The sequence below is a fragment of the Pontibacter ruber genome (genome assembly GCF_023630205.1).
Lineage (GTDB): Bacteria > Bacteroidota > Bacteroidia > Cytophagales > Hymenobacteraceae > Pontibacter > Pontibacter ruber.
Genome location: NZ_JALPRR010000002.1, coordinates 71,789 through 85,373 on the forward strand (window position 1 = coordinate 71,789; position 13,585 = coordinate 85,373).

Sequence of the window (13,585 nt, forward strand, 5' to 3'; positions counted from 1 at the left end):
ACAGGTAGGTAGTAGTTGTATATTAGCCAACGCCGTTTCCGTCGCCCTGCTTGGTGTCGTCGTTGCGGATGCTCTTCTTGCGCTTAGGCGGACGCTGCTGCTCCATTTTACCGAAGTTATAGTTAAAGCTCACACGCACGCCGCGGTTGAAGTTGTTGATGCGCACATGCTGCTCGTACTCCCTTGGGTTAGCCTCTGTACGCTTGGCATACACATCGTTGTTCATTTTCATGTTGCCACGGAACGGGTTGTCGAGGCCAATGCTGATGCCGCCCTTCTTGTCGAACAGGTCTTTTTTGATAGCCAGTGAGTGGTAAGAAAAGGAATTGAACTTGCCGAGCAGCTGTATACGGCGCGAATTGAAGCCTCCGTTAAACTGTGCGCTGATGCCTTTGCCGAAAGTATAGGAAGAGTTAGCGTTGATGTTGTACATCCAGCCACTGTTGCTGTTATACTTGCTCTTTAGGTCAACATAGTAAATGTTGGAGCTACCCCCGATTGTCCAGGCATTGGTAGGCTTGGTGTTGCCAAACAAACTAAAACCATAGGTCTTGTTTTTGGCAATGTTCTGGAAGGTCAGGATGGTAACATCGCGCGTATCTCCGTTTTCGTCAACAATCTTTTCGATGGCTGCTACCGGCTCAATGGCGTTGTCCGTCTGTCGCATGTAAGCAGTAACGTTGATGGATGTCGTCTTGAAGAACGTGCTGTACCCTAACTCGTACAGGTTGGTCAGTTCGGCATCCAGGTTGGTGTTACCCTGCACAAACGTGTTGGAGGTCTGCTCCTGGCGGTAAGGGTTCAGGAAGTACATGGAAGGGCGCTGAATACGCTGCGTATAGTTAGCCTTAAAAGTATGCTTGTTCTTCAGGCTATAAGACAAAGCTACACTCGGGATGAAGTTATCGTAGTTGGTGGTGTAGTTCTCTTCTGTAGTTTCACCGGCCTTAACGGATGCGTTGTCGGAGCTGATGTCGGTGTACTCGTAGCGGGCACCGAATTTTACGTTCAGCAACTTCTTCAATGTAAATCCATAGGTCAGGTAAGAAGTCAGCACATCCTGCTGGTAGAAAAAGGAATTCTTTTCAGTGCCCGGCTCCTGAAGCGTACCGTAGGCGGCATCACTTTCCACATCCCGGAATATACTTTTAGCGCCTATCTCCAGCATGGTTTTGTTCTGGAACGGATGCGTATAGTCTGCCTGGAAGGTTAACTCTTTGTTGCTGCCGTCGTTGGTGTTGCGCTTCTGGGTAAACGGCGCTTCGCCATCCGTAAAGTAATCCTGGTTTATGTCGTTCTCGGTGTTGGTAACAGAGTACAGCGAGAGCAAAGCAAGTTCCTGGCCCTGCTTCTTGAAGTAGTGCGTAAAATCCAGGTTATAGTCTGTGCCGATGCGCTGGTTGTGGTTGCGGATCGCGTTTTTGAAGTCCTGCACTACTTTTTCTTCGGCTGTAGCTGTCGCAAACACATCCTGGTCATTTTTCAGCCTGAAGGTACCGCCATTGGTGCGAATACCACCGGACAGCGTGTTTTTAGGATTAAAATCGTAATCAAACCCTAACTGACCGTTCATAAAGGCACCTCTCGGACGCGTACTGCCCGACTGGAAGCTATAAGAGCTTTCATCCCAGGGTTTAGTAGGATTCAAAGGATCATAAACGGTTTCTGGGTTATCAAAAGCGATAATGGTGTTGGTCATGTTGCCTTTGTTGTAGAACATGTGGCCGCCAAAGTTGCCGTTGATGCCCAGTTTGCCACGGCGCACGTTCAGGCTGGCATTGCCGTTGCTGGAGCGTGTTCCGCCGGTTAGTGCCACAGAGCCTGTTACCCCCTGCAGGCCGCCATCGCGCTTGGTAATGATGTTGATGATACCGGCTGTACCTTCGGCATCATACTTGGCCGACGGGCTGGTGATCACCTCCACCGACTTGATCTGGTCAGCCGGGATCTGCTTCAGGGCGTCGGCTATACTTCCGGCAAGTATGGCGGAAGGCTTGTTGTTGATGAGCACACGCACGTTGGAACTGCCGCGCAGCTGTACGTTGCCATCGGTATCTAAAGAGAGCGACGGTACTTTCTGCAACACATCGGCAGCGTTGCCGCCGGCGTTGGTAATGTCTTTATCGGCGTTGTAAACAGTGCGGTCGATCTTCTCCTCCACGATCGGCTTCTCGCCGGTTACTACTACCTCGCTTAGTTTTTTAGCGTCTGAGGCAATGAAAATGGTACCTACGTTTGTGCTCGCGTTATCCGAAGCCACGGTTACATTTTCTACCAGCTGCTGCTGATAACCCAGAAAGCTTACCTGCAGGTTATACTTTCCGGGCGCCACTTTCTGAATAGAAAAGCGGCCTTTGTCGTCGGCCATGGTGCCGTCGATAGGCTTGCCGGTGGCTGTGCTGATCAGGGCGATGGTGGCGAACTCTACGGGCTTTTTTGTGTCGGCGTCAAGAACGGTGCCGCTGATGGTGGCATTGCCTTTGGGCGCCGGTGCGGCCATTGTTTGTTGTTGCTGAGGGGCCGTTTGCCCCTGCTGGCCTAGCACCGGCACGGTACTCAGGCCCAGTAAAATCAGGAGTAGATTCTTCTTCATAGTTTAGTTAATCTTGCGCGTAAATGTGTTCTTCATGGCAGCCTGCTCTTCTTTATCGAATTTCTTTCGGTGCAAAGTAAGGTCGCTTTTTTCAGCTGCTAAAACAGAATATACCAATACATCACTTTTCTATATGAATAGGCAAAAAGAGCCTATCAGGTGTTGGTCGGCAGAAAGCGCAACTTTGTCGGAAGGGGAGCAAACGAAAGTAATTCCAGTGCAATATGTTTGATAAAATTGTGGGGAAAGAGAGCGCGCAGGTGCTGAAAAATGGGAAAACAGACAGTTATACTATGCTATAGCTGAAGCGCTGAAAATTAACCTCTAGTGGCAGAGTAAAGAGGCGGATTTATCGACGAACAAGGTACGGGAGTTGTATGATATATGGGAAGTGATGTTGTTAGAGTCAGGATTTACAGAATAAAATTTACCCACCCCTGCACCCCTCCAAAGAGGGGATTTGGCCTTTGGTTTAGGTGGAGTTATACTTTCATAGTTGCCATGGTCCAACCACCCCTGCCCCTCCTTGTCTAAGGAGGGGAGCATGGCTGTTGCAACTTCCCAAGTGTAAGTTTCATAGCTGCAGGTATAGCACGGACAGGTCGCGACCTGTCCCTACAATGGGTTAAAGTTGCATAGCAGCTCACGAAGCAGAGTCATTTCCAGTCCTTGGGTTGAGCGCCTTGTGAGATCCGGTGCCCGTTTAGGGCAGCCGCAGCGCAGCGGAGGCAGGAGGGAACACAGCGCGATGCCCGAGGACGAGGCCCCGCGGCCGCGAGCGCACCAATGGGAACTATGAAAGTATAGGTAAGTAAGACTGAGGAATACAAGCAGCTACGATAGAAAAGGCTTGTTAGCGCAAAGTATAAACCTTAGCTATAATGAAACTGCTAAACAACCCGTTGTTACTCCTGCGTTGCTCCCGCTCTGATCACCTCAACAGTATAGTCGATGGTGGCTGTTTTGTAAAGTATAAAAGCTACGGAGCAGTACTTCTCCAGCGACAACTCTACTGCGCGTTGTACTTTCTGCTCGTCTAAGGGGCCGCTCAGAGCGAAGTGGATGTGTATGCTTTTGAAAACAGATGGGACTTCACCTTCTACACGCTCGCCTTTCACGGTAATGTCAAAAGAGTCGATCTGCTGGCGTTGTTTTTTCAGGATCTGGATGATGTCGATGGCGCTGCAGCCGCCTAAACCCATCAGCATAAGCTCCATTGGGCGTGCGCCGGCATTGTGGCCGCCAATGGCAGGCGAGCCGTCGATGTTGATGATCACGCCGGCATCGCCTGTGGCCTGAAAATGAAAATCCTGGTCTACTCTTGTTAGGTTTACCTGCATGGCAAGTATGGTTTATAGTGTTAACGATGGGGCTAAATTATCAAATTATCTGCCGGCAGCCAACCGTTCACAGCCATGCCATCAGGCAGCTAACGTTGCCACATACTTTACCAGCGTACGTTTAGCGATTGGCAGCAGCGACTGTTCCAGCGGGCAGGGCACCTTGGAGACTACGGCAAAGGTGGCCGGGTTCGGCAACTGCTGGTTCTCCTTTACCAGCTGTACTTTCAGGCTTTCGTGGGTCTGGGCCAGGCCGCGGCGCACGGTCTTGTAGTGGCGGGTATGTATGCCGCGGTACTTCTCGTAGGTGTTCTCAAAAATGGTTAACTGGTACAAGTATACCTGTGTCTCTTTGCCCGGAAAAGCATCCAGGAAAAGATAGCCTTCGTCGAAATACATGGGCGTAATGCCCACGGGGTTGATTTCGAGGTGGCGCTCGATAAAATCGTACAATTCCTTTCCTTCGCCTACTGCATCCACAAACAGCGGGGCCGCATACTGGATGATCTCCTCGATCTGCTGCATGGTCTCGTCATCGTCAATGATCTTTTCATACACCAGTTCCAGCTTTTCGAAATCGGCGCGGCTGATACGCTGCGGAAACTGTTCGTACACCAGTTTTTTATGTTCCTTTACCTGCAGCAGGTTACGGTAATGCATGATCAGGTCCGAGAAAACAGGGTAGAGGCGCTGTTTCCCGAACTCGGCTTTGGCAGCCTGCAGGTATGCCAGCACGAGGTATTTTTTGTACTCAAAGTCGATCAGTCCTTCGGTCAGCCAGTTGATGGGCAGGGTGTTCATATCCTTCAACTTTTAAATTTATACATGGTCTATTAAACGAAGAGAACAGAAAGTTAGGTTAGGCGGCCATGCAGGACTTTATACTTTATGCTTTGTAACAGAAGCTGTAGGATGAATAAATTTTATTATACCTATATTTGGATGTAATTTGATATTAGCGGTAACTTCGGTTTTCCAAAGTTCAGATATTTACCGCAGTAGCGGCTAATGCACTCATGCTATCGAAAACAGGCGTATCTTTTTCTTGCCTAACCTGCTCTAACAGGCTTATGTTTAAATCTGTGGCCGCCACAGCGCTAGTCTGCCCCCGATGCCAGTCTGTTAACCGCCGTGCCGTACTGGATGGTAGTCAACTTCAAAAAACAGAACTTGTAAAAGAGGATCTGAGCATTATCCGTGTTGGAACTACCGGACAATACCAAGGTATGACTTTTGAGGTACTGGGACGTATTCAGCATTTCTTCTCGGAAGGCTACCGTAACCACTGGTTTATACTTACCGGCAAAGGTGAAGAGTTATGGCTGGGCGAATGGGCAGGAAATTTTAGCCTGTTTAAGGAAATGCCCGCACCTAATCCGAAGGTCTTCAATAAAGCAACTCCCGGTTCAATCATTCAGCTAGCTGACATCTCTTTTCAGGTAGAAGTACTGGACCAGGAACGTGCCACTTTTATAGAGGGCGAAATTCCGGACAGCTATACGCACGAGCATAAATACATAAGTATAGAACTGCTGCAACCCGATACGTTTGGATTGGCTATTGCCAATATCTACAGCCCAAACCGTCAGCAAGTATACGTGGGCCAGTACCAGTACCTGGAAGACCTGCAACTGCAAAACCTGCGCGCGCATCATGAGTGGATTTGATTTAGTAGAGAAGGAAAAGCTGCCCGCTGTTGCTGCAATTTCCTGTACCCGTTGTAACCATAACATCCAGCTGACAACCCATGCCCAAGCCGTAAACATCGGCTGCTCCAATTGCGGCCACGTACTGCAATGGCAAAACAACCAGTGGGCCGGCATCAAAAACCTGAAGCAGCACAAGATTTTGCCGGCCATTCCGGTTGGCAGCAGTGGCCGCATCAAGGGTATTGTGTACAAGGTAGTGGGCTTCGTTCTTTACCAGGAGGCGCGGTCTCAGCACCGCTGGCGCGAGTACGTCCTGTTCAACCCCCTGCACGGCTATGCTTTCCTGTCTGAATATGATGGGCATTGGACCTACTTTACCTTCATCACGGATCTGCCGCTGAAGCCAACCCGTGACAGAAGCATGCACTACCAGGGGGAAAAATACAAGCTGTTCCATAGGTATGGCAGCAAAGTGCTGTATGCAGAAGGCGAGTTTACGTGGAAGATCCTGGAAAATGCAAGCCACTATACTGAATTTGTAGCTCCACCTTACATGCTGGCGCAGGAAACCAGCAGCGATGAAGCCTGCTGGATGAAAGGCACCTACATGGAACCTGGGGAAGTGCGGGAAACATTCGGGCTTACCTCATCCTTGCCTGAGCGGATCGGAGTTGGTGCGATCGAGCCATTCGACAAAGCATTTTCATTTGGAAAAGTATCACAGCTTGGCGGCATTGCCCTTGTCATGCTGGTGGTGCTTCAGGTTTTCTTTATGATTGTGAACCGGCCTCAACAACTCGTCGAGCAGTCTTTTGATGTACCACCACCAAAAGAAGAGTATGGCCCAGTTAACTTATCAGCTATTCCGGGTCCGTCGTTTACCCTGAACTCCATGACCGGAACCTCGAACCTGGAGTTTGAACTCTATGCACCGGTGGACAATGAGTGGTTTGCTCTGGGTATAACCCTCATCAACACAACCACTAACGAGGCTTATGACTTTGAGCTCGGCACTGAATACTACAGTGGGTATACTGGTGGCGAGAGCTGGAGCGAGGGCAGCACCACAAACGATGTGGACCTCTCGGCCATGCCCGATGGTACGTACAGAATGATCCTGCAGCCCTATAAGGGAATACTTAGCAAAGTAAACTCATTCAGGATTCAGGTGCGAAAGGACGTGCCGCTTTGGTCAAACTTCTGGATCGTGCTGTTGCTTCTGGCTGTAGTTCCGGGTGTGCAGTGGATCCGGCATCACTCCTTCGAAAAATCCCGCTGGATGAACAGCGACTATTCGCCTTATACTTATGAATAACCGCACATGAAGAATTCATTAACCTATAAGCTTTTTATCGGATACCTGGTGCTGGTGCTTTCCTACTTCGTGTACCTCTCGGCAACTGGTACCCGCATACTTGGCGACGATAAGGAGAAATTTGAACCTAACGGCAGTTCGGGCTCACGCAGCTCAGGGGGCTACCGCGGAAGCAGCTATTATCACAAATAAACTATATGGAACCACTTATCAACTTTAAGTACGTCATCGCTTCGCTGGTGTACTCGCTCATCGGTATACTTGTACTGGTGGTTACGTTCTGGGCTGTCGAGAAAGCCACGCCGGACAACCTCTGGAAAGAGATCCTGGAGAAACAAAACAAAGCGCTGGCCATTATCTTCGGTGCCTTTATCATTGCCATTGCCATCATCATCGCTTCGGCGGTGCATGGCTAAAACAGCTTACCATTTATGCGTATCAATGTAAAAGCCCTTTTGCTGTTTTCTGTGTTTGTGGTGGCTACGTGTGGGCTTATTTACGAGTTGGTGGCCGGCACATTGGCCAGTTACCTGCTCGGCGATTCCGTAACACAGTTTTCCACGATCATAGGCGTGTACCTGTTCTCGATGGGCATAGGCAGTTACCTGTCCAAGTTCTTCAACCGCAACCTGATTGCCTGGTTCATCCAGATCGAGGTGCTGGTAGCGGTAGTTGGTGGTCTGAGTTCGACGATCTTGTTTTTGCTCTTTAACCATGTGGCTTCTTTCCGGATCGTGTTGTACATGCTGGTGTCGCTTACGGGTATACTGGTAGGCCTGGAGATCCCGCTGATCATGCGCATTCTGGAAGACCGGTTCGAGTTCAAAGACTTGGTGTCGAAAGTGTTTACCTTCGACTATATCGGGGCTCTGCTGGCGTCGGTGGTGTTTCCGCTGTTGCTGGTACCGTACCTGGGGCTGCTGCGCACTTCGTACTTTTTCGGGCTGATGAACGCAGGCGTGGCGCTGTGGCTCTGCTTCTTTTTCAGCAAGGAAATTAGCTGGACGCGTTACCTGAAAACTACCTGTATAGCAGCTATCGCCTTGTTGGTAGCAGGCTTTATCCTGAGCGACCGCATCACGAGCTTCACCGAAAGTATGGCATATGCTGATAAGATCGTTTACTCGGTGCAGTCGCCCTACCAACGGGTAGTGCTTACAAAGAATGAGCGCGAAATGCGCCTGTTCCTGAACGGGAACCTGCAGTTCAGCAGTGCCGATGAATACCGCTACCACGAGGCGCTGGTGCACCCGGGACTAAACGCTGTGCCCAATCCCAAACGCGTGCTGGTGCTGGGCGGTGGCGACGGATTGGCCGTGCGCGAAATTCTGCGTTACCCCAGTGTTGAAAAGATTACGCTGGTCGATCTTGATCCTGAAGTAACCAAGATTTTCAAATCGCATGCTTCGCTGGTTGCTTTGAACAAAGAGGCGCTTTTGTCGGAGAAAGTGGAGATCATCAACGCAGATGCTTTTCAATGGCTGCGCAGTAACCGGCAGCAATACGACTTTGTAGTGATAGACTTCCCGGACCCTTCCAATTACTCTATCGGAAAGCTTTACTCGAATGTATTTTACCGCCTGCTCGATAGCGCCCTTACCCCCAATGGTAAGGTAGTGATACAGGCAACTTCTCCTTTTGTAGCTCCCAAATCATACTGGTGTGTGGTAAATACCTTGGAGAGCTGCGGCTTTACTACGCTACCATACCATGCCCACGTGCCCTCGTTCGGCGACTGGGGCTTTGTACTGGCGCAACGCAACCCCAACTGGCAGTTTAACACACGCTATCCGAAAGATCTGAAGTTCCTGGATGCCGCTACCTTTACCCAGATGACGGTGTTTCCGAAGGATATGCCCATCGTTAAGACCGAAGTGAATAAGCTCAACAACCAGGTGCTGGTGCATTACTTTGAAGAGGAGTGGGCTCAGTTTGTAAATTAAAATAAGCTCTTCATACTTTATCATCATGCCGGAGCAAACAGGAAGAAGGGATTTTTTGCGGAAAAGTATGGCAGCGCTGAGCGGGCTGGCTGTGACGGGCGGAACTATAGCCGCTTGTACCGGCAAAGCAAAACCGCAGGTGCAGGGGAAACTACTGGGGCCTTCGTTTAAGGCGGGGCACCTCCTGCGCAAAGGTATTAACGTGGTGCCAACGGAAACAGAGGAACAGGAGGTAGTAATAGTTGGCGGTGGTGCTTCGGGCTTGGCTGCGGCCCGATGGCTGAAAAAGCACTCAGACAAAAACATACTGCTGCTGGAGCTTGAGAATGAAACAGGCGGTAACTCGGCAGCAGGTAAGAATGAACAGACTGCTTACCCGTGGGGAGCGCACTACCTGCCGCTTCCGAACAACTCGTTTACGGAGCTGCTGGATTTCTTGCAGGAGACAAACGTGATCACGGGCTATGATGCCAAAGGCTTGCCGATCTATAATGAGTACTACCTATGCTTCGACCCGGAAGAACGGCTGTACATCAACAACTATTGGCAGGAAGGCCTGGTGCCGCGATGGGGTGTGCCGGAAAATGACCTGCAGCAGATCGAGCGTTTCCAGCAGTTGACAGAAGAGCTGAAGCAAGCGAAAGGTATCGATGGCAAGTATGCGTTTGACATCCCTGTTGATCATTCTTCTGCAGACGCTCAGTACCGTGACCTTGATCAGCTGACCATGCTGGAGTGGCTGCAGCAACACGAGCTTACCTCAGAATACCTGCACTGGTATGTGGATTACGCTTGCCGCGATGATTTCGGTTCTGCTCTAGCCCATACATCAGCCTGGGCGGGTATACACTACTTTGCCTCGCGAAAAGCTGAAGCGTCAAACTCAGAGCCGCACCGCATCCTTACCTGGCCCGAAGGCAACAACTGGTTGGTGCAACGCCTGCGTGAAAGCTGTACCGACAGAATCCGCACAAATGCCATGGTATACCGGGTAGGGGAGCAGGACGGCAAGGTGGCTGTTGATTACATGGACCTGCGCACGCAAAAGTATAAGCGCATACTGGCCGAGCAGTGCATCATGGCGACGCCGCAGTTTGTGAACCAGCGCCTGCTAAGCGCTCTTCCTGAGCTGCTCTCCACGCGCAACTTACAAAGTTTTGAATACGTCCCCTGGCTGGTGGCCAACCTCACACTGAAAGATGTGCCCCATGGAAAGGGGCTAAGCCTGTGCTGGGACAACGTGATCTATGGCAGCAAATCGCTGGGGTATGTGTATGCCAACCACCAGCAGGTGGCGCTGTTCCCAGAGAAAAAGACCATTACCTTTTACCATGCATTAGCAGATGAGGCACCTGCAGCGGCACGTGGCAAAGCCTATGGCAGCAGCTACGAAGACTGGAAAGCGGTTGTACTACAGGAACTGGAGAAGGCGCACCCAGGCATACAGGAGCAGGTAGAACAACTGGATGTATGGGTGTGGGGCCATGGCATGATCTATCCGAAGCCAGGCTTTATCTGGAGCGAGGACCGGCAGCAGGCTGGTGCGCCATACCAGAACAAGCTATACTTTGCCCACACCGACCTGAGCGGCATCTCTGTTTTCGAAGAAGCTTTTTACAGGGGCATTACGGCTGCCCGGCAGCTACTAAATACGGAACGGGCATGACATCACACCCAAAAAAGCAGCCGTGGCTGCAGTCGCCTTTATTCGACTCACTTTATATTCTGTCGCCTCCTTTTTTGTGCCTGTTGGCCATTGTGCTGTTTCCCGGCTTTTTTCAGGCAAAGAACAATGCCGTGCCGGTTGCGGCATGGATAGTGCTAATCCTGCTCATCGACGTAGGCCATGTGTGGAGCACGCTCTTCCGGACGTATTTTGATAAAGAGGTACTGCGCCGGAAAAGGCAATTGCTACTGTGGGTGCCTATACTTGCCTGGGTGGGAGGAATACTGCTGCACTCCCTGGGCGGAATAGTTTTCTGGCGTATGCTGGCTTATCTAGCAGTCTATCATTTTGTGCGGCAACAGTATGGCTTCCTGCGGCTATACTCCCGCCAGGAAAGTCAATCACAGAACGAGCGCCGCATAGATGCTGTTGCCATTTACACAGCCACCATTTACCCCTTGCTATACTGGCACCTGGAGGGCAACCGCCGTTTCAACTGGTTCATTGATGGAGATTTTTACTTCCAGCCACAGCCTGGCCTGCTCCCTGTTTTAACCGGTTTATACTTGCTGGTGCTGGCGGCTTACCTGATCAAGGAGGTGCAGTTAGTATGGCGCGAGAAGTACGTGAACCTGCCGCGAAACCTGGTGATGGTGGGCACGCTGCTCTCCTGGTACCTGGGCATCGTGTATTACAACGGCGATCTTACTTTTACAACCTTCAACGTGGTGTCACATGGTATTCCGTACCTGGCGCTAGTCTGGATATACGGCAGGCGCAAGTATAAAAAAGCAGCAACAACCGCTGCTATGGCAGAGCGGCTGTCTTTTGGTGCTATGGGGGCGGCATTTTTCCTGGGGCTGGTGTTTCTGCTGGCTTATGTGGAGGAGGGACTATGGGATGCGCTGGTATGGCGTGACCATGAAAGCGTTTTCAGTCTTTTTACCGGCCTGCCACAGGTGGAGGATGAGTTGCTGCTTACTGTGCTGGTTCCGCTGCTGGCACTTCCGCAACTTACCCATTACATCCTCGATGGCTTTATCTGGAAGGTTTCGCGTGAGAAAGCCGGGTAACTTACCAACTTCCATAGCTATAAGTATCCTGTTTATAGTTGGAACCGGCCTGATTCCTGAAAGCCTTTGAAAGGAGTATTGTTTTAACCAAAGCCGGTGCCTTACGTTAAAATGGCAATACCAGGAGGGCAGGGGTATTATACTTCCTACAACTGTAATCTCCCATATGTATACCAAAAAGAGAGAAGCTATGAATTACACAGAGAACTATGAAGGCGTAAAATTAGATGTACAAGCCGTTGATATCGAGATTTCAGATGCCATGCAGCAGAGCGTGCGCGATACGATCAACAAGTTAAAGCGGCACATCAAGAAAATAGATTCCGTGGATGTTTACTTTAAAGAAGAAGCCAGCCAGTCTACCAACCAGAAGAGCGTGCGCATGCGCGTGGGCATACCCGGTAACGATTTATTCGCACACGATGAAGGAGACAACTGGTACCAATTGCTGGATAGCGTAGAAAATAAGCTGACAAGGCAACTACAGAAACGGTAACGTATATTTAAAGTATAAAACAAGGCGCTGCTTCGGTAGCGCCTTGTTTGTTTTGTTACTCCAAACCCTTCAGCTTTTCCTGCACAAGCCAATCGCTGTAGCTCCAGGACTGCCAGTCTCTTGCCGATGCTTCATCTATAAACCGTTTTTTGCGGTAGAGCAAGCTTTGTACTTGTATCTCGCTGAATGTATGGTTTCTGAGTCTGGAGGCTTGTATCAGCTCAGGCAAATTTACATCTGACAAGCGGCTGAGATAAATGTAGTCTGTATTCCGGGCGATGCTGATGTTATAAAAAGTGATGACCCTATCCCAGTTAAACATAGCAAGTACGAGCAGCACCGTATAAAGCGCCCACGCATTTTTGCGGAAGAGAAACCAGTTGTTTTTCAGGTTGGCCACTTTTATGAAGCTGAAGAACAGGCCAATGGCTGTTAAAGTAAGGTAAGTATAAACGCCGATGCGCTTATAGGTGAGCCCGTAGTTGAACACATAAATGCAGTTTTTGGTAAGCGTGAGGAGCACCAGTACCACATTAAGGGCTAGCCAGATGTATGCCAGTTGCTTAAGCCGCTGGTTGTGCCTGTAGAAGTTCAGGTTACCCCTGAACACATAAAGCAGCACGCCAATGGCCAGCAGAATCGAAAAGATAAGACCATAAACACCCTGGTGCAGATAGTCGGCCCACACCACAGACGGCGGTAACGTACCAATGGTCAGGTAAAATGCATCTGAAAGTATAAAGAACAGGAGCAGTAGGTTCAGCATGACCAGCAGCAGGATGCTGGTGCGGTATTCATACTTAAGTGCCGGAAATTTAAACGAAACTGGCTTCCGTACTTTCAACCTGGTAAGGCTGTTGCCGGTCGCAAGGTCCTTCTCCGTGATAAAAGTAATTGTCAGAGGATGCAGTAGACCGAACAGAAGGACAAAGTCCAGTAAGGTAAAGCCTATCCAGCCCCACGAAATAACATCCAGGCGGATCTGGCTTAACACATAGCTAAAGGCACTACTGGCACTAGCGTAAATCATTAAAAAGACAACAGATATTACCAGCGGAATTCCTACCATGCTAATATGCTGCCGCTGCACTCCTGCAAGTATAGCTCCGCCTCCTGCTTGTTCTTTGTTATTGCTTATCCGGATGCCGGTCTCTACCAGGGAGTAAGCAAGAGAATAAACAGCGTTTGCGGCTGCCACGAAAACAGAGGACCGGGGTGAGAAACTAAAGCCAGCCAACAGCACAAGTGAGACCAGGTTCATGAACACTGCCAGCCCGGAGCCATTCAGTAACACACTAACAGCCGTAAGGATACTGGCTCCGGCCGTTAAGTACCAATTGCTGTGCTTCCGGATAGCTTTATCTGTCTGGCGGTATATAAGCACTAGTATCAGGGCAGTGAACAAAAAGAAATTTATACCCGGGCTCTGCTGGTAGAAGAGGTAACTATAGGCTGCCACAGCTGAAAGCAAATACAGGTCATTATTTTTTAGAAGTGATTTCATAAGCAT

12 protein-coding genes are annotated in these 13,585 nt (G+C 50.0%); 8 read left to right on the plus strand and 4 right to left on the minus strand.

The features are described from left to right. Positions 1-22: 22 nt before the first annotated feature. From MJ611_RS07140 to MJ611_RS07150, 3 genes are all read right to left on the minus strand, one after another. Positions 23-2,593 (minus strand): outer membrane beta-barrel family protein, encoded by a 2,571-nt coding sequence (locus MJ611_RS07140; protein WP_250428927.1) that lies wholly within the window; start codon positions 2,591-2,593, stop codon positions 23-25. Positions 2,594-3,498: 905 nt separating this feature from the next. Further along, the gene (locus MJ611_RS07145) at positions 3,499-3,933 is read right to left on the minus strand and encodes an OsmC family protein (RefSeq protein WP_250428928.1); all 435 of its coding nucleotides are present in this window, start codon (positions 3,931-3,933) and stop codon (positions 3,499-3,501) included. An 81-nt stretch (positions 3,934-4,014) separates the two neighbouring features. Next, positions 4,015-4,734 (minus strand): hypothetical protein, encoded by a 720-nt coding sequence (locus tag MJ611_RS07150; RefSeq protein WP_250428930.1) that lies wholly within the window; start codon positions 4,732-4,734, stop codon positions 4,015-4,017. Between the two features lie 269 nt (positions 4,735-5,003). On the opposite strand from MJ611_RS07150, the gene MJ611_RS07155 reads away from it, so the two are divergent. From MJ611_RS07155 to hpf, 8 genes are all read left to right on the plus strand, one after another. After that, complete coding sequence (locus MJ611_RS07155) at positions 5,004-5,600, plus strand: hypothetical protein (protein ID WP_250428932.1); 597 nt, start codon at positions 5,004-5,006, stop codon at positions 5,598-5,600. After that, positions 5,587-6,897 carry a DUF4178 domain-containing protein gene (locus tag MJ611_RS07160; RefSeq protein ID WP_250428933.1) on the plus strand — a complete coding sequence of 437 codons (1,311 nt, stop codon included), beginning with the start codon at positions 5,587-5,589 and terminating at the stop codon, positions 6,895-6,897. The genes MJ611_RS07155 and MJ611_RS07160 overlap by 14 nt, the downstream gene beginning before the upstream one ends. A 6-nt stretch (positions 6,898-6,903) precedes the next feature. Continuing rightward, positions 6,904-7,089 carry a hypothetical protein gene (locus MJ611_RS07165; RefSeq protein WP_250428935.1) on the plus strand — a complete coding sequence of 62 codons (186 nt, stop codon included), beginning with the start codon at positions 6,904-6,906 and terminating at the stop codon, positions 7,087-7,089. A gap of 5 nt (positions 7,090-7,094) precedes the next feature. Next, positions 7,095-7,313 carry a DUF350 domain-containing protein gene (locus MJ611_RS07170; protein ID WP_250428936.1) on the plus strand — a complete coding sequence of 73 codons (219 nt, stop codon included), beginning with the start codon at positions 7,095-7,097 and terminating at the stop codon, positions 7,311-7,313. Between the two features lie 15 nt (positions 7,314-7,328). Further along, positions 7,329-8,840: a polyamine aminopropyltransferase gene (locus MJ611_RS07175; protein WP_250428937.1), complete on the plus strand. Its 1,512-nt coding sequence runs from the start codon at positions 7,329-7,331 to the stop codon at positions 8,838-8,840. A 67-nt stretch (positions 8,841-8,907) separates the two neighbouring features. Continuing rightward, positions 8,908-10,506, plus strand: coding sequence for an FAD-dependent oxidoreductase (locus MJ611_RS07180; protein WP_250428938.1), 1,599 nt, complete (start codon positions 8,908-8,910; stop codon positions 10,504-10,506). After that, positions 10,503-11,579: a hypothetical protein gene (locus MJ611_RS07185; RefSeq protein ID WP_250428940.1), complete on the plus strand. Its 1,077-nt coding sequence runs from the start codon at positions 10,503-10,505 to the stop codon at positions 11,577-11,579. The genes MJ611_RS07180 and MJ611_RS07185 overlap by 4 nt, the downstream gene beginning before the upstream one ends. 190 nt (positions 11,580-11,769) lie before the next feature. Next, positions 11,770-12,075: a ribosome hibernation-promoting factor, HPF/YfiA family gene (gene hpf / locus MJ611_RS07190; RefSeq protein WP_250428942.1), complete on the plus strand. Its 306-nt coding sequence runs from the start codon at positions 11,770-11,772 to the stop codon at positions 12,073-12,075. A 55-nt stretch (positions 12,076-12,130) separates the two neighbouring features. Here hpf and MJ611_RS07195 read toward each other — a convergent pair whose 3' ends face one another. After that, positions 12,131-13,579: a DUF4153 domain-containing protein gene (locus MJ611_RS07195; protein WP_250428944.1), complete on the minus strand. Its 1,449-nt coding sequence runs from the start codon at positions 13,577-13,579 to the stop codon at positions 12,131-12,133. Positions 13,580-13,585 lie beyond the last annotated feature (6 nt).

Coding starts and splice junctions, on each gene's coding strand:
- MJ611_RS07145 (WP_250428928.1), bottom strand. CDS start 3,933: ATGCAGGTAAACCTAACAAGAGTAGACCAGGATTTTCATTTTCAGGCC.
- hpf (WP_250428942.1), top strand. CDS start 11,770: ATGAATTACACAGAGAACTATGAAGGCGTAAAATTAGATGTACAAGCC.
- MJ611_RS07150 (WP_250428930.1), bottom strand. CDS start 4,734: ATGAACACCCTGCCCATCAACTGGCTGACCGAAGGACTGATCGACTTT.
- MJ611_RS07185 (WP_250428940.1), top strand. CDS start 10,503: ATGACATCACACCCAAAAAAGCAGCCGTGGCTGCAGTCGCCTTTATTC.
- MJ611_RS07180 (WP_250428938.1), top strand. CDS start 8,908: ATGGCAGCGCTGAGCGGGCTGGCTGTGACGGGCGGAACTATAGCCGCT.
- MJ611_RS07160 (WP_250428933.1), top strand. CDS start 5,587: ATGAGTGGATTTGATTTAGTAGAGAAGGAAAAGCTGCCCGCTGTTGCT.
- MJ611_RS07140 (WP_250428927.1), bottom strand. CDS start 2,593: ATGAAGAAGAATCTACTCCTGATTTTACTGGGCCTGAGTACCGTGCCG.
- MJ611_RS07165 (WP_250428935.1), top strand. CDS start 6,904: ATGAAGAATTCATTAACCTATAAGCTTTTTATCGGATACCTGGTGCTG.
- MJ611_RS07170 (WP_250428936.1), top strand. CDS start 7,095: ATGGAACCACTTATCAACTTTAAGTACGTCATCGCTTCGCTGGTGTAC.
- MJ611_RS07195 (WP_250428944.1), bottom strand. CDS start 13,579: ATGAAATCACTTCTAAAAAATAATGACCTGTATTTGCTTTCAGCTGTG.
- MJ611_RS07155 (WP_250428932.1), top strand. CDS start 5,004: ATGTTTAAATCTGTGGCCGCCACAGCGCTAGTCTGCCCCCGATGCCAG.
- MJ611_RS07175 (WP_250428937.1), top strand. CDS start 7,329: ATGCGTATCAATGTAAAAGCCCTTTTGCTGTTTTCTGTGTTTGTGGTG.